At 60.2% G+C, this 23,126-nt stretch carries 26 protein-coding genes, 3 tRNA genes and 1 pseudogene; 14 read left to right on the forward strand and 16 right to left on the reverse strand.

The genetic code is table 11. The features are described 5' to 3' along the window. Positions 1-13: 13 nt before the first annotated feature. Genes BC363_RS13825 through BC363_RS34375 form a run of 3 tightly spaced genes read right to left on the reverse strand, consistent with a single transcriptional unit; the run spans position 14 to position 1,969 of the window. Entirely contained in the window at positions 14-763 is a 750-nt protein-coding gene (locus tag BC363_RS13825) for an alanyl-tRNA editing protein (protein WP_065781453.1), read from the reverse strand. An 8-nt stretch (positions 764-771) separates the two neighbouring features. After that, entirely contained in the window at positions 772-1,812 is a 1,041-nt protein-coding gene (locus tag BC363_RS13830) for a cysteine synthase A (protein ID WP_065781452.1), read from the reverse strand. Further along, positions 1,787-1,969 carry a hypothetical protein gene (locus tag BC363_RS34375; protein WP_141690301.1) on the reverse strand — a complete coding sequence of 61 codons (183 nt, stop codon included), beginning with the start codon at positions 1,967-1,969 and terminating at the stop codon, positions 1,787-1,789. Before BC363_RS34375 ends, BC363_RS13830 begins: the two co-directional genes overlap by 26 nt. 167 nt (positions 1,970-2,136) lie before the next feature. On the opposite strand from BC363_RS34375, the gene BC363_RS13835 reads away from it, so the two are divergent. Beyond that, a complete protein-coding gene (locus tag BC363_RS13835; protein WP_065781451.1) occupies positions 2,137-2,979 on the forward strand; it encodes an SDR family NAD(P)-dependent oxidoreductase in 843 nt (280 codons plus the stop codon). Here the strand turns inward: BC363_RS13835 and BC363_RS13840 are convergent. From BC363_RS13840 to BC363_RS13860, 5 genes and pseudogenes are all read right to left on the reverse strand, one after another. Continuing rightward, positions 2,967-3,293 (reverse strand): SMR family transporter, encoded by a 327-nt coding sequence (locus BC363_RS13840; protein ID WP_065781450.1) that lies wholly within the window; start codon positions 3,291-3,293, stop codon positions 2,967-2,969. The two genes, BC363_RS13835 and BC363_RS13840, sit on opposite strands and share 13 nt — an antisense overlap. Beyond that, positions 3,280-3,651, reverse strand: coding sequence for an SMR family transporter (locus BC363_RS13845; RefSeq protein ID WP_065781449.1), 372 nt, complete (start codon positions 3,649-3,651; stop codon positions 3,280-3,282). The genes BC363_RS13840 and BC363_RS13845 overlap by 14 nt, the downstream gene beginning before the upstream one ends. An 81-nt stretch (positions 3,652-3,732) precedes the next feature. Then, entirely contained in the window at positions 3,733-4,986 is a 1,254-nt protein-coding gene (locus tag BC363_RS13850) for a cyclopropane-fatty-acyl-phospholipid synthase family protein (RefSeq protein WP_065781448.1), read from the reverse strand. Between the two features lie 111 nt (positions 4,987-5,097). After that, a pseudogene (locus BC363_RS13855) lies at positions 5,098-5,498 on the reverse strand (FAD-binding domain-containing protein); the annotation flags it as partial. 173 nt (positions 5,499-5,671) lie between these two features. Then, positions 5,672-5,746, reverse strand: a tRNA-Asn gene (locus tag BC363_RS13860). A gap of 150 nt (positions 5,747-5,896) precedes the next feature. Here BC363_RS13860 and BC363_RS13865 point away from each other — a divergent pair. From BC363_RS13865 to BC363_RS13880, 4 genes are all read left to right on the forward strand, one after another. Then, a complete protein-coding gene (locus BC363_RS13865; protein WP_065781541.1) occupies positions 5,897-6,187 on the forward strand; it encodes a hypothetical protein in 291 nt (96 codons plus the stop codon). 359 nt (positions 6,188-6,546) lie between these two features. After that, positions 6,547-7,248 (forward strand): thermonuclease family protein, encoded by a 702-nt coding sequence (locus BC363_RS13870; RefSeq protein WP_065781446.1) that lies wholly within the window; start codon positions 6,547-6,549, stop codon positions 7,246-7,248. A 467-nt stretch (positions 7,249-7,715) separates the two neighbouring features. Next, positions 7,716-7,789 (forward strand) — tRNA-Cys (locus BC363_RS13875). Positions 7,790-8,427: 638 nt separating this feature from the next. Continuing rightward, entirely contained in the window at positions 8,428-8,760 is a 333-nt protein-coding gene (locus BC363_RS13880; protein WP_053247415.1) for a hypothetical protein, read from the forward strand. 119 nt (positions 8,761-8,879) lie between these two features. Here the strand turns inward: BC363_RS13880 and lexA are convergent, their stop codons facing one another. Next, positions 8,880-9,596: a transcriptional repressor LexA gene (lexA, locus tag BC363_RS13885; RefSeq protein ID WP_065781445.1), complete on the reverse strand. Its 717-nt coding sequence runs from the start codon at positions 9,594-9,596 to the stop codon at positions 8,880-8,882. 180 nt (positions 9,597-9,776) lie between these two features. On the opposite strand from lexA, the gene BC363_RS13890 reads away from it, so the two are divergent. Continuing rightward, positions 9,777-10,019: a hypothetical protein gene (locus tag BC363_RS13890; protein ID WP_244512894.1), complete on the forward strand. Its 243-nt coding sequence runs from the start codon at positions 9,777-9,779 to the stop codon at positions 10,017-10,019. Between the two features lie 37 nt (positions 10,020-10,056). Here BC363_RS13890 and BC363_RS13895 read toward each other — a convergent pair whose 3' ends face one another. From BC363_RS13895 to BC363_RS13905, 5 genes are all read right to left on the reverse strand, one after another. Beyond that, positions 10,057-10,344 (reverse strand): hypothetical protein, encoded by a 288-nt coding sequence (locus BC363_RS13895; RefSeq protein WP_065781444.1) that lies wholly within the window; start codon positions 10,342-10,344, stop codon positions 10,057-10,059. Positions 10,345-10,800: 456 nt separating this feature from the next. Next, complete coding sequence (locus BC363_RS35430; protein ID WP_167590859.1) at positions 10,801-10,944, reverse strand: hypothetical protein; 144 nt, start codon at positions 10,942-10,944, stop codon at positions 10,801-10,803. Positions 10,945-11,124: 180 nt separating this feature from the next. Next, positions 11,125-11,412: a DUF4242 domain-containing protein gene (locus BC363_RS13900; protein WP_065781443.1), complete on the reverse strand. Its 288-nt coding sequence runs from the start codon at positions 11,410-11,412 to the stop codon at positions 11,125-11,127. A 363-nt stretch (positions 11,413-11,775) separates the two neighbouring features. Next, positions 11,776-11,940: a hypothetical protein gene (locus BC363_RS35435; protein WP_167590858.1), complete on the reverse strand. Its 165-nt coding sequence runs from the start codon at positions 11,938-11,940 to the stop codon at positions 11,776-11,778. Between the two features lie 225 nt (positions 11,941-12,165). Then, positions 12,166-12,255 (reverse strand) — tRNA-Ser (locus BC363_RS13905). Positions 12,256-12,531: 276 nt separating this feature from the next. On the opposite strand from BC363_RS13905, the gene BC363_RS13910 reads away from it, so the two are divergent. The 4 genes from BC363_RS13910 (at position 12,532) to BC363_RS13925 (ending at position 16,573) form a co-directional block, all read left to right on the forward strand. Beyond that, entirely contained in the window at positions 12,532-13,563 is a 1,032-nt protein-coding gene (locus BC363_RS13910) for a septal ring lytic transglycosylase RlpA family protein (protein ID WP_065781442.1), read from the forward strand. A 60-nt stretch (positions 13,564-13,623) separates the two neighbouring features. Beyond that, entirely contained in the window at positions 13,624-14,784 is a 1,161-nt protein-coding gene (locus tag BC363_RS13915) for a D-alanyl-D-alanine carboxypeptidase family protein (RefSeq protein WP_065781441.1), read from the forward strand. Between the two features lie 80 nt (positions 14,785-14,864). Continuing rightward, a complete protein-coding gene (gene tmk / locus BC363_RS13920; RefSeq protein WP_065781440.1) occupies positions 14,865-15,545 on the forward strand; it encodes a dTMP kinase in 681 nt (226 codons plus the stop codon). Further along, entirely contained in the window at positions 15,542-16,573 is a 1,032-nt protein-coding gene (locus BC363_RS13925; protein ID WP_065781439.1) for a DNA polymerase III subunit delta', read from the forward strand. Before tmk ends, BC363_RS13925 begins: the two co-directional genes overlap by 4 nt. Here the strand turns inward: BC363_RS13925 and BC363_RS13930 are convergent. Further along, positions 16,568-16,873, reverse strand: coding sequence for a pyrophosphatase (locus BC363_RS13930; RefSeq protein ID WP_065781438.1), 306 nt, complete (start codon positions 16,871-16,873; stop codon positions 16,568-16,570). The two genes, BC363_RS13925 and BC363_RS13930, sit on opposite strands and share 6 nt — an antisense overlap. Before the next feature lie 179 nt (positions 16,874-17,052). On the opposite strand from BC363_RS13930, the gene metG reads away from it, so the two are divergent. The 3 genes from metG to BC363_RS13945 are packed head-to-tail and all read left to right on the forward strand — an operon-like array spanning position 17,053 to position 20,236. Further along, the gene (gene metG, locus BC363_RS13935) at positions 17,053-18,606 is read left to right on the forward strand and encodes a methionine--tRNA ligase (RefSeq protein WP_065781437.1); all 1,554 of its coding nucleotides are present in this window, start codon (positions 17,053-17,055) and stop codon (positions 18,604-18,606) included. 12 nt (positions 18,607-18,618) lie between these two features. After that, on the forward strand, positions 18,619-19,398 hold the full coding sequence (locus BC363_RS13940; protein ID WP_065781436.1) for a TatD family hydrolase: 780 nt from the start codon (positions 18,619-18,621) through the stop codon (positions 19,396-19,398). 1 nt (position 19,399) lies between these two features. Continuing rightward, positions 19,400-20,236, forward strand: a complete 837-nt coding sequence (locus BC363_RS13945) for an MBL fold metallo-hydrolase (protein ID WP_083222723.1) — start codon at positions 19,400-19,402, stop codon at positions 20,234-20,236. A 34-nt stretch (positions 20,237-20,270) separates the two neighbouring features. Here BC363_RS13945 and BC363_RS13950 read toward each other — a convergent pair whose 3' ends face one another. Further along, positions 20,271-21,218, reverse strand: coding sequence for a phosphoribosylaminoimidazolesuccinocarboxamide synthase (locus BC363_RS13950; RefSeq protein WP_065781540.1), 948 nt, complete (start codon positions 21,216-21,218; stop codon positions 20,271-20,273). 301 nt (positions 21,219-21,519) lie between these two features. On the opposite strand from BC363_RS13950, the gene BC363_RS13955 reads away from it, so the two are divergent. After that, a complete protein-coding gene (locus BC363_RS13955) occupies positions 21,520-22,947 on the forward strand; it encodes an ISNCY family transposase (RefSeq protein ID WP_065787079.1) in 1,428 nt (475 codons plus the stop codon). The last annotated feature ends 179 nt before the right edge of the window (positions 22,948-23,126 follow it).

Below are 23,126 nucleotides of genomic sequence, written 5' to 3' on the forward strand. Positions count from 1 at the left end.
TCGTATCTCCTGTTCAGATTGCCTGGCGGTCGTCTGGCGTGCCGAAGCGGATGCGGAAGCGGCGGTTTTCCTTGCCCTTCTTCTCTATCTTGGCGATGTGGATCTCGCCGACTTCCTGCGTTTCGGACACATGTGTGCCGCCGCAGGGCTGGCTGTCGATCGCCGAGTTTTCGCCGATGCAGACGAGGCTGACGCGACCAAGACCGATGGGCGGGCGGACGTTCTTCGATTTGACGATGCCGGGGTTGGCTGCAAGCTCCTCGTCGGTGATCCACTGCAGATAGACCGGGTGGTTCTCGTCGATGAGCTTCTTTAGCGCCGCCGTCACTTCGTCCTTGTCGATCGTTTCGCTCATGTCGAAGTCGACGCGGCTTTCGTCTTCGCCGACGGCTGCGCCTGTGATCGGGAAGGGACAGACCACGGAGAGCAGATGGCAGGCCGTGTGCATGCGCATCAGCCGGTAGCGGCGTGGCCAGTCGATATGCAGGACCAGCTTTTCGCCGACGGCTGGAGCGGACTGTCCCCCCGCCGGCACATGGACGATGATGTCCTTCGTGGCGCCGTGGCGTGCAATCGCAATGTCGATGCGGCCGCCATCGCTGCGCTCCAGGAAACCGGTGTCGCCCGGCTGCCCGCCCGACGTGGCGTAGAAGCAGGTCTGATCAAGCTCGATCCCGCCATCCTCCAGAATTCCGGTCACGCTTGCTTCGCAAGTCGAAAGATAGAAATCTTCGCGGAAGAGGGCAGTCACGGTCTTGGTCATTGCAAATCTTATCCAACTGATTCGTATGGAACGGTGATGCTTGAAGACCCCTTCAACCAGGCTGGTACAGGCAGGCCCTTCGAGGCCAGGAAGTCCGGGTTGAAGAGTTTCGATTGATAGCGGTTACCATAGTCGCAAAGGATCGTCACGATCGTATGTCCCGGACCGAGCTCCTTGGCGAGCCTGACCGCGCCGGCAATGTTGATACCCGTCGACCCGCCGACGCAAATGCCTTCGCGTTCGATCAGGTCGAAGACTAGCGGCACTGCCTCGGCATCGGAGATCTGGTAGGAAAAGTCCGGCGTGAAACCTTCGAGATTGGCGGTGATGCGGCCCTGGCCAATGCCCTCGGTGATGGAGCTTCCACTCGCCTTCAACTCTCCGTGCGCGTAGTAATTGTAGAGTGCCGCACCGTCCGGATCGGCAAGACCGATCTTGATCGAAGGGTTTTTCGCCCGCAGGCCTTGTGCCACGCCGGCAAGCGTACCGCCGGAACCGACCGCGCAGATGAAGCCGTCTACCTTGCCGTCCGTATCACGCCAGATTTCGGGGGCCGTGGTCGCGACGTGGGCGTCACGGTTGGCGACATTGTCGAACTGGTTTGCCCAGATGGCGCCGTTCGGCTCTGTCTTTGTGAGTTCAGCAGCCAGACGCCCGGAGATCTTCACGTAGTTGTTCGGGTTCTTGTAGGGCACAGCCGGTACTTCGACGAGTTCTGCTCCAAGAAGACGCAGCGCATCCTTTTTTTCTTGGCTCTGGGTTTCCGGAATGACGATCACCGTCCGATAACCTAGCGCTTGGCCGACGAGGGCGAGACCGATGCCGGTATTGCCTGCAGTCCCTTCGACGATGACGCCACCCGGCTTCAACTGCCCGGCCTTCTCCGCCTCTCGGATGATCCAGAGCGCGGCGCGATCCTTCACCGACTGTCCTGGATTGAGAAATTCCGCCTTGCCGAGGATCGTGCAGCCGGTTGCCTCGGATACGGTCTTCAGCCGGATCAGGGGCGTATTGCCGATTGCTTCAAGGACGGACGGAAGAATGGCCATTTGCAGAACCTCGTGCTTGAGAACGGCCGCCGAAGCTGGCCGCGTTACCGAAGAAAAACGCCGAGTGGCCGGCGAACATTGAGAACGATGCCGGATCGCCGAAATATTGGCGTGTTTTCGGCTCAGCCTGTTTCTCAGGCAAGAAATAGCGTTTCACCGCTGCCCTGTCCCGAACAAAAAACGTCTTCACGGGGGAAAGCTTAGGGTTGAGGCTGCTCTGAGTGCGCGCTGGATATTGGAGGGGACTGGTCTGGGCCGGGCATGTCATTCCTTGGCCCCTTGAGTTGAGCGTGCACCGCGCGGGTGCGTGCCGAGGTATGGGCAATGAGTATGCACAGGACAAATTCCGAGCATGGGTTGGCATGGGTAACGGGCGCGAGTTCGGGAATGGGCAGAGCGCTGGCGTTGCGATTGGTTCGGGGCGGCTATTCGGTGGTCGTCACCTCCAGGAATCACGACAAACTGGTGGCCCTGCAACACGAAGCCGCCGCCGACGGCCGCATCATCGTTCTCGACGGTGATGTCACCGACCCGCAGGACATGGACCGTGTGCTCGCATCGATCGAATATGAACATGGTGACCTGTCTCTCGCCGTGTTCACGGCGGGCGTGACGATCCCCGTGAGAGGCGACGACCTGCATCGCGAGGCATTTGAGCGTAGCTTTGCGGTCAATGTGAACGGTGTCGTCAATTGTCTGTTGCCGGCTGTGGCGCATATGAAGGCCAGGGGGCATGGCCACATCGCCATCGTGTCGGGGGCTGCCGGATATGGCGGGCTGCCCGGCAACGCCGCCTACGGCGCCACGAAGGCGGCGCTCATCAATCTGGCGGAGAGCCTGAAGTCCGATCTGGAGCGGATCGGCATTCGCCTGCAACTGATCAACCCTGGCCTAGTCGACACGATCGGCTCGCCCCGTCCTGGACTTCCAAGATCCGGCGCGATCAGCGCTGACGAGGCCGCCGAGCACATCATCAGGGGCCTGAAGTCGAAACATTTCGAAATCAGCTTCCCGAAACGATCCACGACCATGGCAAAGATATCACGGCTGTTGCCTTACGGTGTCTACTTCGCGCTGGTTGACCGGCTGAGCCGTCAAAGCGCGGCGCCGGCGATGGCGACGACGAAGCGCGCCGGCGCCAAGGGGCGGCCACATCAGGCCGTGTGAAGCACCAGAACTGCGCCGAAGATCAAGGCGAGGCCGACCCAGCCGATAGGCTTGAGCTTTTGGCCGAAAAGCAGCCGGCCGCAGATGGCCGTCCCGAAAATCCCGGTTGCGCCGAGAACGGCATAGGCGATGGCAAGTTCCATGCCCTTGACCGCTTCTGCGAGGAAGGCGAAAGCGGCAAGCACAAGAACGATCGACAGCGCGCCCCAGCCGCGGCGCGCAAAGCCATTCGATTTGGTCGAGGCGAGATTGGCCGCGACGTCGAGGATGCCGGCGATGACGGCAAAGACGAAGTAAAGGCTAGGCGCGCTCATCGACGATGCCCTCGGAGGCCGTAGCTTCCTCTTCGCGGTGTTCGCCCGCATTGACGAGCAGGATGCCGGCCACCGCCATCGACAGGCCCAGCATTTCCCGGCCGGTCAGCACTTGGCCAAACACGAACACCGAAACAAGCGTGATGATCGCGACCCCGGATCCCTCCCAGATGGCATAGGCCACACCGACGGAAATGGTCTTCACGGCCTTTGCCAGGAAGACGTAGGAAAGCGCGATGGAGACGTACATCGCCACGTGACCGATGTAGGAGCCATTGGCAGACGCGGCCTTCATCGCCGTCAGGCCCGCCACTTCAGTCGCGATGGCGAGCGCCAGGAAAAACCATGCGAGGCGCATGAGGAACCTTCAAGAAGAGATCTGGATCGGTTGCCTCATAGGCGTTGTCGGGCGATCGGTAAAGCCTGCCGGCGCGTCCGCTCACTCGAAGACGATCTGGCGGACATCGATGTTGCGGGCGCGGAAGCCTGCTTCGCAGTAGTAGAAGTAGAATTCCCAAAGGCGCTTGAAGCGCAGATCGAAGCCCAGTGGCTCGAGCTTGCTCCACACCGACCAGAAGCGCTGCCGCCATTCGCCGAGCGTGCGGGCGTAGTCGCCACCGAAGCCGAAATCGTTGATCATGCGCAGACCGACGTTGCGCCCGAGATCGACCAGGTGCTCGCGCGTCGGCAGCATGCCGCCGGGGAAAACGTACTTCTGGATGAAGTCCGGATTGGACCGGTATTCCTCATAGGCTTCCGGCTTGATGGTGATGATCTGCAGGCCGGCCTTGCCGCCGAGCCTCAGGCAGCGCTTCAACTGCGAGAAGTAGGTCGACCAGAATTTTTCGCCGACCGCCTCGAACATCTCGATCGAGACGATTCGGTCGTAAAGACCTTTCTCTTCGCGATAGTCCTGGAACTTCAGCTCGACGCGGTCTGCGATGCCAGCCCTGTGTATGCGTTCGCGGGCAAAGGCGAGTTGCTCGCGACTGATGGTCAGGCCCGTAACCTTGCAGCCGATCTCGGTCGCTGCAAATTCTGCAAAACCGCCCCAGCCGCAGCCGATTTCAAGCACGTGGTCGCCGGGCCGCAGATTCGTTGCCTCGGCCAGTGCTCGATACTTGGCGGTCTGGGCCGACTGCAGATCGTTGGCGCCGCTTGCGTAAAGCGCCGACGAATAGGTCATGCTCGGGTCGAGCCACTCACGGTAGAAGGCGTTACCGAGATCGTAATGGGCCGAAATGTTGCGCTGGGCACCCGTCCTGGTGTTGGCATTGCGCCAGTGGAGGAATTTCTCAACCAGCCGCATCAGGCCGGCCGCCCGGTTCGGGAATCTGTTGCCGATGTCTGCGTTGACAAGGAAAAGCTCGAGAAACGCCCCGACATCAGGGCTGTCCCAATCGCCATCGATATAGCTTTCCGCGGCGCCGATGGTGCCGCCGGTGATTGCCCGGTGCGGAAGATTCCAGTTGTTCAGCGTCACGGCGGCGCACGGCCCCGGCACCTTTCCCTTGACCAGCAGCCGGCGGCCACTGGGCAGCACAAGCGCCAGCGCGCCGGCCTCGAGATGAACGAGGCCGCGCAGGACCAATTGGGCCTTGAGCGGAAAGTCCTTCAGCACCTGTGAGAGGTTTTCAGTCGAAAGGAGCTCGGCGTTGTCGAAATCGGCAAAGCAGGCTTCTGTATCATGCATAAACCACCCTCCGGCAATCGTTGCATCCGTAACGTGAGCCTAGCGATAATCCGGCAAGAGGCCAACCACGCATTTGTACCGGCGGCGGTGCGATTGTAGCGATCTTTGGGTGGCGTTTCTGATTTCTTGAAACGTGGCCAGCGCGCGGTCGCGCGCAAAGGCGCGTTCGATGATGGGGGTGGGGTAGGTCATCCCAAGCGCGATGCCGGCCGCAGAAAGTGCGGCAGAAGGGGCCGAGAACGGCCGGTGGGTATAGCGGGCTTCAAGCTCGGCCAATTCCGGAACGACGCGCTTCACGTACAGCCCCTCCGGATCGAACTTCTCGCCCTGAAGCATGGGGTTGAAGTTGCGGAAAAATAGCGAGGCATCGGCGCCTGATCCTGCCACCCACTGCCAGCTGGCGGCGTTCGAGGCAGGGTCTGCATCCACCAACGTGTCGCGGACCAGGCTTCTCCGCGCCGCCAGTCGACGAGCAGGTCCTTGATCAGGAAGGAAGCGGCGATCATCCTGATTGTCGTGAAGGCGTAGATCTCGACGAAACCAGATCAGAATCGGCGCTGTCGAATTGGCGCTCCTGACATTCCCGGAAACAATGGCGGAGGAACAAGGCAGGCGTCGCTGGTACCATGGCCGCAAAATGAAAAAGAGCCATTCGGGCGTTACCGCGAATGGCTCTTTTAGAAACTGGCTCCCCGGGCCGGATTCGAACCGGCGACCTGTCGATTAACAGTCGAATGCTCTACCGCTGAGCTACCAGGGATCATCTGCGCGGCGTGTCCTGCAGAAGTGAGGCTGCTAATACAAATGCTTTTCCGATTTGCCAAGCGGTTTTTTCAAAAAAAGTGACAAGTTTTGTTGCGAGCCTGTGGAGAAGCCCCCAATTGTGGGAAACGCAGCCGGATCGGGAATGATGAATAAAAACAGAAAACAGACGCATTTCGGCATAGACCCGCATACTCGGCAGATCGTGTTGGGCAAATGGCGCCTTACCCTGCCGGAATCGCCGCTGCTGCGCATGCTAGTCGGTGGGCTTTTGGTATTCGGCGGCTTTCTCGGCTTCCTGCCGGTGCTCGGCTTCTGGATGGTGCCTTTGGGGCTGCTTGTCCTGTCGCATGATATTCCGTCGGTTCGCCGCCTCCGGCGCAGGTTCGCCGTGTGGTGGGCGCGCCGCCGCAACGGGACGGACGCCTCGAACAAGTAATGATTCTTTTGTGATGGCCGCCCACGTCAATGTGGCGTCGCACCACAGGGATGCAGACCTGTCCGGGCGAGGGAGGGCAAGTCTGGCCTATCGGCTCGTCCACACCGGTTCATGGTCGTGGAGTTTGCTTGGCGGGCAGTTTGCCTTTGTTGCCGATACGCTCTTGAACGTTGCCGCGCTTTGCGGCGACGATCTGCGCGTAGCACCTTCGGAGTGAAAAGCTCGTGGGCCGCCGTACTCCGTTGCGCCATCCCAAAGGTCGTGCACTCAAATTCAAACTCCCGCTTTCGGGCTGTCGGTGAAAACCATTCGGCAACGGATCGGCAGCATAATGCCGGCCGGATCAAGGATGGGGTGGAATGGGTAAGACCACGACACGCCGCGGGCGTCGCCGCGGCAGCCGGACAAAAAAGCAAGGCGGCATGCTGCCCTGGTATCTCGCCGCTGTGCTGACAGTCGGTGGCGTCGTTGCCTATGACCACCGCGGACAATTGCCGGATTTGCCGGGCGTTTCGGGTGTGTTCGCATCGGCACCCAAGTCTACATCGACATCCAGAGCGGAAGATCGGCCGAAAGCACAGGTTCGTGCCGCCGTGCCGCCGGCCGCACACAAGGCGAAGCCTGTCGACGGACCGATACCCGCAGTCAACGTCGGGTTGGCCGCGCCAACACCGATTGAGCGCCCTGTCGCGCAGCCAGCAGCCCTCCAGGCCAAGGCGAATCAGTTCTATTTCTGCGGTATCCGCAACGACAACTGCGTCATCGACGGTGCCACGTTCCGCTATCAAGGTGAAGCGATCCGCGTCGCCGATATCGACGCCCCGCGAATCAAGCAGGCAAGTTGCGATGGCGAGCGCGCACGCGGCTTTTACGCCAAGCAGCGATTGCGTGAACTGTTGAACTCTGGAGATTTCAGGCTGATCGAAGCGATCGGCAGGGACGACGACAAGACCAGCGAGAAGCTGCGCGTGGTGATGCGCGACGGCCGTTCGCTCGGTAACATTCTCGTCTCGGAAGGCCTGGTTCGCCCCTGGAAGGGACGGTCAACGCCGTGGTGCTAGATCCTGGCGAAAGCGCCTCCGCGGCCGTGAAGGAGCGATCCGGCGCTGCGGCTCAAAACCTGTCGGCGATGCGCCGGAAAAACGTCCAGCGAGAAAATGTTGCCGTCATCGGGCGGCAGCCAAACACGTCGAATCTTCATGAGGTGTGAAAGTCTGAGCGGCGGCGCTGCGTGCGAAGCTGGCACCGGACGGCCCAGGATGTCTATTCGTCCGACTCTGCGCGCCGTGTTCGCAGACGGCGCCGGTCAACTGCCTTGTCGTTCCGCGGGGGAGGACCGGGGCTCGAATGATCATATCCGTTCTTCTCGAAAAAGAGGGTAGGGCTGGGGCATGCAGCCGCAATCCACAGAACGGAATGGAAACGCTTGTTCAGGATGAAAAAAGGATCGCATTCAGAATGAACCCTCTTGCACTCTGTCTATATTCATTCTAAACGCTCGCCACGACTTGATAATCTCAGTCGGTGAGGCCTCGTGGCGGAGTGGTGACGCAGAGGACTGCAAATCCTTGTACCCCGGTTCAATTCCGGGCGAGGCCTCCAAAGCCACACCTAATTATTTGATTTTGCGTTGTAATTCAGGGTGCTCAATTGCAGCACCTGCCACGCTTTTTCTATATGTGGGAATTTGTTCCCCGTTCCTCCTGCTTCGTTATCCTCGACCGCCAGCAATTGCTTGCCGATTCCGTCCCAACTAAAGCGGGCGGCCCCGCCGCCGTGGCGAGGCGTGCGCGCTCGGCATCTTGCCCGGCAAAGCTAGTCGCCGACCGATTGCCGATGCCTGTGCGACGATGGCCCCATTGGCCCGGCGTCCACTCCCTGGGAATTGATTGCTGGGTTAAATCTACCTTACGCAGACGACTGCGCCGCACACGGTGGAGATAGTGGGGTGGGGTGGGGTGATGCGGCGAGCGATGACACCCGCCAGCCCCTGCTTACGGCGAGCATGGGTTTGAAGATAAGCCGCGCCATAAGTCGGTCGTGGCCCATCCGCGTTGCCGTGCGCGCGAACAGGCGTCAACCTGCATGGCCTGCCAAGGACACACCCCGAAATGGTGACTCGGCTGGTATTGTCAGTGCAAGGAATATTGTCTCTAGACGGGTTCGGGAATGAATATTCCGGCGGCACGACCCGTACAGGTAGTGTCAAACAAAACCGACAATGGAGGAGATGACATAAAATGAAATGTAAGATCGCCCTGACTGCTCTTGCCGTTCTTGCCGCGTCGACGGCCACCGCAAGCGCTGAGGATCTCGTCTTTCAGCTGAAGAACAAGACGGAAGCGGTTCTGACGAACTTCTACACGTCGCCGGTCGGTGTTGATCAGTGGGAGGACGACGTCTTCGGGCGGCAGGTACTCAATCCGGGCGAAAGCATGGAAATCACCATCGCCGACGGACGTGATGTCTGCAAATACGACATGCGCTTTGAATTCGAAGAAGGCTCCGGTCTCGACACGACTGAAGACACGCAGGACCTCTGCGAACTGGGCGAGTACTCGATTCACCAGTAACATTTTTCGAGCGTGCAAGCCGCACGAGTTGGAGATGCCCGTCTCGCTACCCCAAGGTGGCGAGACGTTCAAGGAAGAGGAAGGCAGGCCAGCACGAAGGCAGCTGGCTTGAGCAAGGCTTAGTGGTAGCGGCGGATCAAGCCAACGAGCTTGCCCTGAATCTTGACGCGGTCGGGGCCGAAAATACGCGTCTCGTAGGCCGGATTGGCCGCCTCGAGCGCAATCGACGCGCCCTTGCGCCGGAAGCGCTTCAGCGTTGCTTCCTCATCATCGACGAGCGCGACGATGATGTCGCCGGGATTGGCCGAGGTGGCATTGCGGATGATCACCGTATCGCCATCGAAGATGCCGGCCTCGATCATCGAATCGCCCTTCACTTCAAGGGCATAGTGCTCGCCGCTGCCGATCATATCGAGCGGAACGGAGATGTCGTGAGTGTTGTTCTGTATCGCCGAGATCGGAACGCCGGCGGCAATGCGTCCCATAACCGGAACCGACACGGAGCTGTTGTCAGCAACCGGCGGCGCTTTCGCGGCGGGGGCAGGGGCCGGCGGCTTCCCGAGGCTGCCCTCGATGACGCTCGGGGAAAACCCGCGACGGGGTTGGGCGCTTGCTGCATAGGCTTCCGGCAGCTTGATGACCTCGAGCGCTCTGGCGCGGTTGGGAAGACGGCGTATGAAACCGCGTTCCTCCAGCGCCGTAATAAGCCGGTGAATGCCCGACTTTGAAGCCAGGTCGAGTGCATCCTTCATCTCGTCGAAAGACGGCGGCACACCCGATTCCTTCATTCGTTCGTGGATGAAAAGAAGCAATTCCTGTTGCTTGCGGGTCAGCATGGCAAGTCGCTCCAGAAGCGTGAAACAAATCAAGAACAGACACTATCTGTTCCATATGTGTTCCGCAAGTGCCTAAAATTCCGTGAATGTGGGATCAAGCGTGCGCGCATCGGCCAACTAGACGCTGCGCGTGCCGCAAGGCGCCGATATGCCTCGTTCCGTTTACGCAATGAGGGTGCAATGAAGAAGCTGGTTCGAATCCTGCTGACGATCGTTGTTCCGGCGACCGCGGTCCTTGGGTTCCGCTGGTATCAATATGTGGACAACAGGGAGAGTCCGTTCGACGAAGTCGGCATCGCGTTGAATGCGGCAATGCCGGGGCCGATCAATCTTTGGGGTTGTGACCGGCTCAAGCTTACCTCTCGCAACGCCGCTCGGTTGCGCCACCGTCGATGGAGCGAAGTGGAAATAGACTGGCATTGAGCGATTGCTGGGCGAGCGTCGCGAAGGAGAGAGTGGTTCAAGCCGGCTGCGTGGCGGAACAGGCGTCCTCGAACTCCTTGACGGTCTCAGCCGAGTTGTCCTCCGGCAGGACGGCGTCCGCCGCGTCGGTCGCTACGGGCGTGTCGCCTTGATAGACGAAGGACTGGATATAGTAGGCGATCGTTCCCTTCCAAACGTTCCGGCCATCGATCTGCTGGCAGGGCACGGCGGTTTCGAAATCGGCTTGCAGGTCGTCGACCGTAGCAGCGCTGAGGGCGATGTTAGGCGATGCGATAATCGAGGCGATAAGCAAGGCTGCAAGCACGGTGAACGTCCGCTAGATCAGAGGTGGTGCCGATAGTTTGGTTAACGATGTGAACCGCGCTTTCGTTCCAAAGTCCAGCAAGCATGCCGGGCACTGTGCCGTGTTCAACAGTTCTTTGCCAAAGGTGATGACGGCTGCTCACGGTGTGGCAGGGAAGGCACAAAGATTTGCATGAACAGGGTGCGTGTCGGCGTTCTCGATCTTCCGACGCCTACCACATGCGGCGTGTCGCCGGCCGATCAGGCCTGGCAGCAGACATGGGAAGCGATTGGCCAGTGCTGCCGCCCGCAATGATCTTTGCATTTCAGGGGGGGCGCGCGACGTGCAAGCGTGCTGGGGTTTCTGGCATTGCGGCGACCAGTCACGCAGGGTGTGCGGAGACGTGCACCCCCAGTCCAACTGGTCACTGACAAAACTCTCCCGACTATTTGGTTCGAGAGGTTAGAGGCGGTTGTCCTATTTCTTGTCTTTCTTGCCGAGCGAAAAGCTGCTGCCTGCCAGCTTCACCTGTGAGCCTTCTGTCGTAACGGCGGCTTTGACGGCCTTGTCCTTCTTGGGTTTTCTAACCTCGCGGTTACTTCGCACTTGACCCTTTGCCATGATCGTCTCCTTGAAAAGGTGTGCCGGGGAACCCTCATGGGCGCCGAATGACCGGCAGACTAGCCTGCATTGATGCCGCCGGAAGTCAATGACGGCGCGCGGGGAGCATTGGCCCGGGCGGCGATTCGGGGGTGTCATGACGCCGATGTCCCGCCCGCGGTGATTATAACACCGCTTCGGCTATTTGCCGCGTCCTTGAGATGCTGTCGAAGGCCCGATCACGGCGGCGACTTCCGTTATTCTGTTGGCCGGAAACCCGCCGCGTTCGGCGTGTTCGCGAATGACGTCGGCGCTCGGTGCCTCGTGGACGCAATAGAGCTTGTCGCCGGCGACATAGCTCGTGATCCATGTGTACGGCACGCCGAGATCGGCGACGACAGCATTGGATTTCGCCGACAGTGCACAGAGGTCGTCCTGACTGAGCTTGTCAGCGCCTGGCACGTCGCGCTCGATGATGAAAGTGGGCATCGCTCAGTTCCTTGACTGTTGGATGACCAATACATCAAGCCTCCCTAATGAAATGGGAGTCAGTGCTTGCGATTGGATGCAAGGCGATTTGCATGTGGCACCGCGTCGGACAACGGCAGTCCTTGCCTTTTTCGGCTAGCAGACCAGCAGGTGCGCTTCGCAGCTTTGAAGCCAGCGAGAGCAAATGTTTGAAGGGTCTTGCGCGAACCGCAAGTTACATCCCCAAGCACTATGGAGTGCAGAGCGACCGCGTGCACGGGCTCCGTTCGGAGCCGATTGCTACAGGGGGAAATCATGCAGCAGGTCTAACGCGCTACCGCGCCATTGGCCTGTCGTATTGGATGCGCGCTGCTGTCATGAAACTCAGTAGCTGAGACGGAAACCGCCCGGACTTGCGGCAGACGGATCGGGCACGGGCAATGGCCCCTGCCATTGCGCATAGGTTGTGTTCGCATCGCCGGTGCTTGCACATCCGGAAAGCGTCAGAACAGCGAGAAAAGCGGCTGTCATCAGATATTTAAGAGGCATGGTTTTCTCCAGTTGTGGGAGATTGCCCAGGCCTCGAGGGGCCGGAATCGGATTCTCCCTCAAATCATCCGGGATGGCAAGCGGACCTGGCTGCAGGTTGGCAATTGCACGCGCCTGTGTTGCTGCGATGGCGGGCGTTGCCCGCAAAACTGGTATGCGGCCGCGGTCGGAACACCTGCTTGGCGGTGCAACTCAGTAACGGGTGGAGAAAAATGAGGCAGTCGATGGCGGAGGAGGTGGGATTCGAACCCACGGTACGCTTTCACGCACGCCGGTTTTCAAGACCGGTGCCTTAAACCGCTCGGCCACTCCTCCGGGCAGGGCGTTATTGCGCGAAGCCTTGCCGCTTTGCAAGATTTAACATGCGCGGGCTGCAAGATTTTCTCAGCGGATCCGCTGCTCACTTCGTCGCCATAACCATTCGTAAACCATAACTGGAGATTTCGGGCGGCTGGCCATTCGCCGGTTCGCAATTTTGCCTTGTTGCTGTCATGATTACTCGACTGTTCCGTTTCGGGACGCCGAGATTTCCGCTGGGGGCAAGAGTGGAAGGTTTCGAGTACGGCTTGTTCGAATGATGTTGTGGGACAGATGACATCCAGTAAAAATGCGGCATATCTGATCAAGGGACTGCGCCTTGCGGCGGTTCCCGTGCTTTGCGCAACGCTTGCGGCTTGCGGATCCACGTCCAGTATCAAGAAGAGCAAGCCGAGAAGCAAAGAATACTTCGCCGAGTCGGTTTACGGCGTGAAGGCAAGCCCCCGTGTCGCCACCGGCAAGAATATCCCGAAGGGCGGCGGCCGATTCCAAGTCGGCAAGGCCTATCAGGTCAAGGGCAAGTGGTATCAGCCGAAGGAAGATTTCGGCTACAACAAAACAGGTGTCGCGTCCTGGTACGGCTCGGCTTTCCACGGTCGCTTAACCGCCAATGGCGAAGTCTATGACAAGCTCCATCTTTCGGCGGCCCATCCGACATTCCCGTTGCCGAGCTATGCGCGCGTTACCAATACGGAAAACGGCACATCGGTCATCGTTCGCGTGAACGATCGCGGTCCTTATGAGTACGGCCGTATCATCGACGTATCGTCGAAAACAGCAGATCTGCTCGATATCAAGCAGAAGGGCAGCGCCAAAGTTCGTGTGCAATATGTCGGCCGCGCACCGCTCGAAGGCAACGATATGCCATATCTGATGGCGTCCTATGTCACCAAGGGCGATCGCAGCCCCGGCGTCATGCCGGAAGGCCAGATCGCGACCGGCGTGATGGTTGCCTCGAATGAGCCGATGCGCAACCAGTTGGGAACGCTGACCATTCCATCAAAGTCATCGCTTGATACCGGTGGCCCGATCACGGCCCTTGCTGCGCCTGTCCCGCAGTTTGCTGCACCGCAGTCGCTGAACGAGTTCGTCATGCTGCCGGACATCGGGCCGATACCGCGCGAGCGGCCGGAATACATTCCGGTGCCAGACGGCAACATGGCCTATGCGGCCGCCTACGTGGAAGTGCGGGTAAGCGATGCGGAATCGCCGTTTGAAGCGATCATGGTCGAGACCAATCCGCTTACACCCGAATCCATCGTTGCCCATGCCAAGCGCCAAGGCAGATCCGGGTCGATCCGGTAATCCCGTGCGTTGTGCCATTCTGACGACGCTGCTATGCCCAATGGGAAACCGGAGTTTCCCATGCGCTTGAAGATGCTTTCGGTCGCGTTCTGCTGTGCGGCGTTGCTCGCGGGTGCTGCGGCGGCCCAGACGCAGCCGGTGGCGTTCGACACCAAGGCGAAGCAGATCCTGCTGGTGGATGCCGAAACCGGCACCGTCCTGTTTTCCCGCGCCGAGAACGAGCCCGTTCCGCCCGCCTCGCTTGCCAAATTGATGACGATGGAGGTGGTCGCCGAGGCGATCGCCAAGGGCGAGCTTTCGGCCGAGACGGTCTTCGACGTTTCCGAACACGCATGGCGCACCGGCGGTGCGCCGTCCGGCACCTCGACGATGTTTGCGGCGCTGAAGTCACGCATCCGCGTGGCCGATTTGCTGCAGGGGGTGGCGGTTCAGCTTGCCAACGATGCCTGCATCATCCTCGGCGAGGGTATGGCTGGCAGCGAAGCCGCCTTTGCCGACAAGATGACCGCGCGGGCCCGCGAGCTCGGTATGCCGATCGCCACGTTCCGCAATGCCACTGGGCTGCCTGATCCGCAAAACCGGATCACCATGAGTGAACTGGTGACGTTGACCCGTCATTTGCACGAGGCGCACGCTGATCTCTATCGGCTCTACTCTCAGCCTGAATTCGAGTGGAACAAGATCCTTCAACGCAACAAGAACCCGTTGATCGCGGCCAATGTCGGCGTTGACGGCCTCGCCACGGGGTTTGCGGAGGGCTACGGCTTTTCGCTGGCGGCATCGATGCAGCGTGGCGATCGCCGCGTCTATCTCGCGATGGGCGGGCTGGAGACGGATAAGGAGCGCATCGAGGAGAGCCGCAAGGTGCTCGACTGGGCGATGACGGCATTCGAAAAGCGACGGATCTTTGCCGACGGCGAAGTGATCGGCGAGGCCAGCGTTTATGGCGGGGCAACCTCCCATGTGGCGCTCGTGGCCGGCGGCCCGGTCGATGTGCTGTTGCCGGTCAACAACCCGGAGCGCCTGACGGCCCGTGTCGTCTACAAATGGCCGCTGCGCGCACCGGTAGAGGCTGGAGCCGTGGTCGGCTTGGTGCGGCTTTGGAACGGCGAGCGGTTGCTGCGCGAGGTTCCGGTCAAGACGGCCGGGGCGGTGGGCCAAGGCACTCTGGCGAGCCGAGCGCTCGACGCCCTGCAGGAACTGCTCTTCTTCTGGCTGTAACAAAACCGGTGCTGACGGTTTCATCGGCTGGACCAATCGGCTAAACAGGGCCAAATCGCATGCCGATATAGGAAAGCACTGTGCCGCTGGCAAAAGGTCTGTTTGTAACATTCGAGGGCGGGGAAGGGGCCGGCAAATCGACCCAGTTGCGCCTGCTCGCCGATTCTCTGCGGGCGCTCGGCCATGAGGTGCTGACGACACGTGAGCCGGGTGGATCGGTCGGGGCCGAAGCGGTGCGCCATGTGCTACTTTCGGGAGCGGCCGAAGCGTTCGGTGTACGAATGGAGGCGATCCTGTTTGCTGCGGCGCGCAGCGACCATGTCGAAGAGGTCATTCGGCCGGCGCTGGCCAAGGGAACCATCGTGCTCTGCGACCGATTCATGGATTCGTCGCGCGTATACCAGGGTATCACCGGCAATCTGGAGCCGGCCTTCGTCGAGACGCTGGAGCGGGTTGCCGTCAACGGCGTCGTTCCGGACCGGACGGTGATTTTCGATCTGCCGGCGACTATCGGTCTGGAGCGCGCCCAACGCCGCGCCGGAGACGAAAGCCCGGATCGTTTCGAGAAGGAGGAGTTGGAGACGCATGAAAAGCGGCGCGAGGCTTTCCTCGATATCGCAAACACGAATCCGGACAGGTGCCGTGTCATCGACGCGACGCAGTCTGCCGAGGCGATAGCTGCGGAGGTGCTCGGGCTCGTCGAGAGCTTGCTTGCCAACGCCGACGTGCCCGCGCCTTCGAACGCGGGATCCACACCATGACGACGGAAGCGCCAGGGGTGCTTGAAGGGGCAATCGCGCCGGTGAAGAACAGCCGGTTGTTTGGCCACGAGCAGGCTGAAGCGTTTCTGGCGCAGAGCTACCGATCGGGCAAGGGACACCACGCCATTCTCATCGAAGGGCCGGAGGGTATCGGTAAGGCTACACTTGCGTTTCGCTTCGCCAGCCACATCCTCAATCACCCGGATCAGGCGAGCGCGCCCGAAAGCCTGCAGGATCCCGACCCCGCATCGATCGTCGGGCGGCAACTGGCCTCCGGCGCATCGCACAATCTTTTGCACCTGACACGGCCGGTCGACGAGAAGACGGGCAGGGTCAAGGGGGCGATCACTGTCGACGAGGTGCGACGGGCTGGCAAGTTTTTCTCGCAGACATCCGGTACCGGCAACTGGCGCATCGTCATCATCGATCCGGCCGACGATCTCAACCGGAACGCGGCCAACGCCATCCTGAAAATTCTCGAGGAACCGCCGCGCCGGTCGCTGTTCCTGGTGCTGACCCATGCGCCTGGTAAGCTGCTGCCGACGATCCGTTCGCGCTGCCTGCCGCTGCGGCTGAAGCCGTTGGAGCCGTCGGCATTGCGCCAGGCGCTCGATCATCTCGGCTTCGATCTTGAGAGCGAAAATGCCGACCGCGTTCTGGCCGCTGCCAATGGCAGCGTCGCGGAGGCGCTGAAGCTCATCAATTACGGCGGTCTGGAGATCGCTGCGACGTTCGAGGCGATCCTTGCAGGGCAGGGGCCGGCGATCCGCAAGGACATCCATAAGCTTGCGGACGTTCTTTCGGCAAAGGACAGCGAAACGATCTTCGATTTCTTCACGTCGCTGCTGACGGGTCGGCTCATGCGCGAAGCCCGTGATGCGGCCGTTGCCGGAGATATCATGCGCGCCGAGCGTTTCGCCCGGCTTTCGGCCACGACCGGGGAACGCCTCATGGTCAGCGACGCCTATAATCTCGATCGCAAGCAAACCATTCTTTCGTTGCTGGACGACGTCAAGGCAGCGCTATAGCTCGACCTGAAACTTCCATTTGCGCTTGATTGCCGCGACGAGATCCAGATCGTGATGGTGAGCGAAAAGCAGCACGTGACCCAGCAGGTCCGCAGCTTCGTCCGCCATATCGGTCTGCAATTCGCCTTCTGATTTTCCATGCCGCCTGCCGCGGCCGGTGCGCTTGTTCCAGGCCTGGGTCAGTTCGCCGATTTCCTCCTGCATCTTGAGCATGAACCAGTCCGCATCCCGCTCGATGCCATTGTCTTCTGCATAGCGGGCCGATGCCATTTCAAATTGATGTCCAAGCCGGCGCAACATGGCGGTTCCTTTGAGTTTGTTTCTGTTTTGTTCTATTATTTCTTTCGTTCCGACACAAGCGGGCAGGGATGTCGACCAAGGCTTCCGGTTCGGGCTTTTCTCCTATCTCCCGGTTCCTTCCTCGCGGCGTATGCGCTAAGAGCGTCGGTAGCTTTATCCGAGATAGATTGAATCCGCCTATGAGAGACACGTCCCCCTATTACATCACCACCGCGATTTCCTACCCGAACGGCAAGCCGCATATCGGCCACGCCTATGAGTTGATCGCAACGGATGCGATGGCGCGCTACCAGCGCCTGGACGGACGCGACGTATTCTTCCTGACGGGCACGGACGAACACGGGCAGAAGATGCAGCAGACGGCGCGCCGCGAAGGCGTGACGCCGCAGGAACTTGCCGACCGGAATTCCTCGGAATTCCAGAAGATGGCGGTGCTTCTGAACGCATCCAACGACGACTTCATCCGCACCACCGAGAAGCGCCACCACGAGGCGTCGCAGGACATCTGGAGCCGCATGGGCGAGGCGGGCGACCTCTACAAGGATTCCTATGCCGGCTGGTATTCCGTGCGCGACGAAGCCTACTACCAGGAGAACGAAACCGAGCTTCGCGCCGATGGCGTGCGTTACGGTCCGCAGGGCACGCCCGTCGAATGGGTCGAGGAGCAGAGCTACTTCTTCAAGCTGTCGGAGTATCAGGACAAGCTGCTGAAGCACTACGAGGAGACCCCTGATTTCATTGGCCCGGCCGAGCGCCGCAACGAGGTGATCTCCTTCGTTAAGTCCGGCCTCAAGGACCTGTCGGTTTCGCGCACCACCTTCGATTGGGGCATCAAGGTGCCTAACGATCCTGGCCACGTCATGTATGTCTGGGTGGACGCGCTCACCAACTACCTCACCGCAACTGGCTATCTCGACAATCCGCAGGGCCCGCGCGCGAAATTCTGGCCGGCGAACATCCACATCATCGGCAAGGACATCATCCGTTTCCACGCGGTCTATTGGCCCGCCTTCCTGATGTCGGCCGGCCTGCCGCTGCCCAAGCGCGTCTTCGCCCACGGCTTCCTGCTCAACAAGGGTGAGAAGATGTCGAAGTCGCTCGGCAACGTCGTCGATCCGTTCAATCTTGTCGAGCATTTCGGTCTCGACCAGATCCGCTACTTCTTCCTGCGCGAGGTTTCCTTCGGCCAGGACGGAAGCTACAGCGAGGAGGGGATCGCAACCCGCATCAACTCCGATCTTGCCAACGGTATCGGCAATCTGGCGAGCCGTTCGCTGTCGATGATCGTCAAGAACTGTGACGGCCAGGTTCCGGTCTGCGGCGCGCTGACCGATGAAGACAAGGCGATGCTGGCCGCTGCCGACGCGCTGCATGAGATCACGCGCGACGAAATGGGCAAGCAGATGATCCACCGCGCTCTTGCCGCGATCATCGCGGTCGTTTCGGAAACCGATCGTTATTTCGCCGGTCAGGAGCCCTGGGCGCTGAAAAAGACCGATCCGGCACGCATGGCAACCGTTCTTTATGTTACTGCAGAAGTCGTGCGCCAGATCGCCATCCTGCTGCAGCCCTTCATGCCGGAATCGTCAGGAAAGCTGCTCGACCTGGTGGCCGCACCGGCCGACAAGCGCGACTTTGCCGCACTCGGCGAGGCGGGCCGCCTCGTCTCCGGAACGCCACTGGAAGCCCCGAAGCCGGTCTTCCCGCGTTACGTCGCGCCGGAAGCGCAATAAGGCACGATCAGCATGCTTATCGATACGCATTGCCATCTGGATTTCCCCGACTTCGAGGCCGAGCGCGACGCCATCGTCGAGCGTGCGCGTGCGGCCGGCGTCGGCCAGATGATCACGATCTCCACCCGCGTGAAGCGGTTCGACACGATCCTTGCGATCGCCGAGGCCTATCCGAACGTTTTCTGTTCCGTCGGTACGCATCCGCACAATGCGGATGAAGAGCTGGATATCACCGTAGACGATCTCATCCGGCTTTCGGCGCACCCGAAGGTGGTGGCGATCGGCGAGGCGGGTCTCGACTACTTCTACGACAACGCACCGCGCGACGCTCAGGCTGAAGGCCTGCGCCGGCACATCGCTGCCGCGCGCCAAACCGGTTTGCCGCTTGTCATTCACAGCCGCTCGGCCGATGAGGACATGGCTGCGATCCTGACCGAGGAGACGGGGAGAGGGGCCTTCCCCTTCCTTCTGCATTGCTTTTCGTCGGGTCCGGAACTGGCGCGCGTCGGCGTCGAGCTCGGTGGCTACGTTTCCTTCTCCGGCATTCTGACGTTTCCGAAATCGGAGGAACTACGCGAGATCGCCAAGACGGTTCCGCATGATCGGATGATCGTCGAGACGGACGCGCCCTATCTTGCGCCCAAGCCATTCCGCGGCAAGCGCAACGAGCCCGCCTATGTGGCGCACACGGCGGAAGTTCTAGCCGACACGATCGGGGTTACGAAGGACGAGATCGCATCGCTCACCACCGAAAATGCCTTGCGTATCTTCTCCAAGATGCCGAGGCTCTGACGTGGCATTCAGGCGCGCTTTCACCATTCTCGGCTGTGGTTCGTCGCCTGGCGTGCCGCGTATTACCGGTGATTGGGGCGCCTGCGATCCCGAAAATCCGAAGAACCGCCGCATGCGCGCCGCCTTGCTGGTGGAACAGATCGCGCCGGATGGCGGCAAGACGACCGTGGTCATCGACACAGGCCCAGACTTTCGCGCGCAGATGGTGGCCGCAAATGTCCACCACATCGACGCTGTGCTCTTCACGCATGCGCATGCGGATCATCTGCATGGCATAGACGACTTGCGCGGCTTTGTGATTGAAAACAGGAAGCGCGTGCCGATCTGGGCCGATGCCTTCACGATGGGCCGGATTCGCGAAGGGTTTCATTACTGCCTGGAATCGCCACCCGGAAGCGGTTATCCGCCGATCGTCGATGGGCACATAATCGCCGACGATCTGTCGCCAGTGGTCATTGCAGGGGCAGGCGGTCCGATCACATTCCAGCCCTTGATGCAGTTTCACGGCAATATTCATTCACTCGGATTTCGCGTCGGCGATTTCGCCTATTGCAGCGATGTCAGCGACTTTCCGCCGGAAACGATCGGCAAACTTGATGGTCTCGATCTTCTGGTGCTCGATACGCTGCAGTACAAGTTTCACCCGAGCCATCTGTCGCTGGTGCAATCTCTCGGCTGGATCGAACGGCTTCGTCCGAAAAGAGCCGTGCTCACTCACATGCATGTGCCGCTCGACTACGACACCGTCCAGGGCGAAACACCCGACCATGTCGAGCCGGCTTACGACCTGATGCGGCTCGAGTTCGAGGTCGACGTCCCCGTGCTCGGCGACGCCTGAATTTCATATTGTTCGAAATATCGAATATTCTGATCTATTTCGTGAAATAGGGGGTCAGGTTCTTGCGGATGCGCTCCAGAACGGTGGCACCGGAAAGGTTCGGAACGAACGTCCGCCCGGTGATCTTCTCATAGGCTTCGATGTAGACGACCGAGGTCTGCTCGACGAGTTCCCTCGGGATTTCCGGGACCGGGTCCTTGTAGGGGTCGCAGCGTTCGGTGACCCATGCGCGCACGAAATCCTTGTCGAAGCTTTTCGGCCGTTCGCCGTTTTCGAAGCTCTGCTGGTAGCTGTCGGCGATCCAGTAGCGGCTGCTGTCGGGCGTGTGGATCTCATCGGCAAGGATGATGGTTCCATCCTTGTCGGTGCCGAACTCGTACTTCGTATCGACGAGGATAAGGCCGCGTTCGGCGGCACGCGCCTGGCCGCGTGCAAATAGCGCCAGCGCATAGCTCCAAACGGTATCGAGCTGCTGCTGCGTCAGGAGGCCTTGCTCGAGAATTTCGTCGGCCGAAAGCGGTTCGTCATGGCCGCCGTCGAAAGCCTTGCTGGTCGGCGTGATGATCGCTTGGGGAAGCTTTTGATTGTCGCGCAGACCGTCGGGCAAACGGATGCCGTACATGTCGCGCTCGCCGTTGCGATATTTCGTCAGGATCGACGTGCTGGTGGTGCCGGCGAGATAGCCGCGCACGACGATTTCGACCGGCAGGATGTCGAGCCGCTTGCCGATGACGACATTCGGGTCGGGATAGCTGATCACATGGTTCGGGCAGATGTCGGCGGTTTCTTCGAACCAGTAGCGCGCCGTCTGCGTCAGCACATGACCCTTATGCGGAATCGAGGTCAGAATGATGTCGAAGGCGCTCAACCGGTCGGTCGCGATGATGATGCGTTCGCCTCCGGGCAGATCATAGTTTTCGCGCACTTTGCCATTGTAGCGGTTTGGCAGTTCTGGAATGAAAGCATCTGAAAGAACGCGCAATTCGCTCATCGCATCGGGCCTTGAAAAACGAGGGTTTCGTCGCGAATGACTAAGCAGCCGGGGCCGGCCCGGTCAAGCTAAGAGTGGGCACAACACGCCCATAAACCGGTATTTGGGCACATCGGATAGTTCCATAATCTATCTTATCTGATCAAAGTTTGTAGTGGCTATTTAGTAATGCTACAGTTGGGCCAGTTAGAGATGCGACACTCTCGCCTCTCGACGCGCTGGTCAATGTCAACGTTGGGAGCAAGGATGACGACCTTCCGCCTGGTGGAGACCATGAGCGTTCGGAGTCGTGATGTCCTGTTTGATCACCATGTCGCAGAAAGAATTGCATCGCCTCGAAGTCATTCAGAAGATCAATGATCGACGCCTAAGCGTTGTCCAGGCAGCCGAACTGCTCGGCCTCAGCCGAAGTCAGGTGCACAGGCTGCTGCAGGCTTATGATCGGGCCGGTGCAGCCGGTCTGGTTTCAAAGAAGCGATCGCGGCCAAGCAATCGGCGCCACAGCGAAGATTTTCGCAATGCGGTGCTGGATCTGATCCGCGAACGCTATCTGGATTTCGGTCCGACGCTGGCTCGCGAGAAGCTGATCGAACTACATCACATCTCGGTCGCCAAGGAGACGCTGCGCCAATGGATGACCGAGGCCGGCATCTGGGTCTCGCGACGCGAGCGCAAGCAGCGGGTCTTCCAGCCGCGCGGCCGGCGTGACTGCTTCGGTGAACTGGTCCAGATCGACGGCTCGCATCACTGGTGGTTCGAGAACCGCGGCCCCAAATGCGCCCTGCTCGTCTACATCGACGACGCCACCGGCAAGCTGTTGCATCTGCGGTTCGCCGGATCGGAGAACACCTTCGATTACCTGCATGCAACGAAGGCGTATCTTCAGCAATGGGGCAAGCCTCTGGCATTTTACAGCGACAAGCACGGTGTCTTTCGTTCAACCCATGCCTCGGAGAAGGACCGGACGAGCGGCCTGACGCAGTTCGGGCGGGCTCTTTATGAACTCAACGTCGACATCATCTGCGCCAACACCCCGCAGGCCAAGGGACGCGTCGAACGGGCCAACCAGACACTGCAGGATCGACTGGTCAAGGAACTACGGCTGCGCGGCATCGACACGATCGACGCGGCCAATGCCTATGCGCCGGCGTTCATCGAGGATTTCAATCGTCGTTTCGGCAAGCCGCCACGCAATCCGAAGAACATGCACCGGCCGCTGGCCGCACATGAGAATCTCGATGGCGCCATGTGTCGGAAGGAAGTTCGCACGGTGTCACACGCCTTGACGCTACGTTACGACAAAGTGTTGTTCATCCTTGATCCGACTGACCTTTCCAGGCCGTTGGCAGGCAAGAAGGTTGTCGTCTGCGACTATCCGGACGGGCGCCTCGAGATCATGCACGAGAGCTTCGTCCTCCCCTACAGAGCCTTCGATACATTGCGATCGGTGCACCGATCCGAAGTCGTCGAGAACAAGCGCCTAGACGACATGCTTTCGATCGTCGCCGCGTTGCAGGCCGGGCGTGAACAGCAGCGCAGTAAGAGCGGCCCTCGCCGCACCGGCCAGACGGATCATATGTTTGGCATTCGCGATGGCAGCCAGAGCAACGGCTATCAGAAGCGCGGCCACAAGCCCGGCCGGCGGACGGACTTCATGAATGATCCGGAGGTCATTGCCAAAAGACAGAAGGCGCTGGCGCGCATGGAGGCAGCGGAATGAGCCGCTGGCACTCATAGTCTCAAAGCTAAAGCCGAAGGGTGTCCCTCACTCGCCCCCGCTCCTCCCTTGCAACCCGGACCAGCCGGGCGGATCGGGGGCTGACCGTCAGCGCCAGCAGAGGTGTCGAGTGTCGCATTTCTAACTGGCTGGCGGCGCCGCATCTCTAATCAGCTGTGACA

Origin of the sequence: Ensifer sp. LC384 (assembly GCF_001695865.1) — a bacterium.
Taxonomy (GTDB): Bacteria; Pseudomonadota; Alphaproteobacteria; order Rhizobiales; family Rhizobiaceae; genus Ensifer.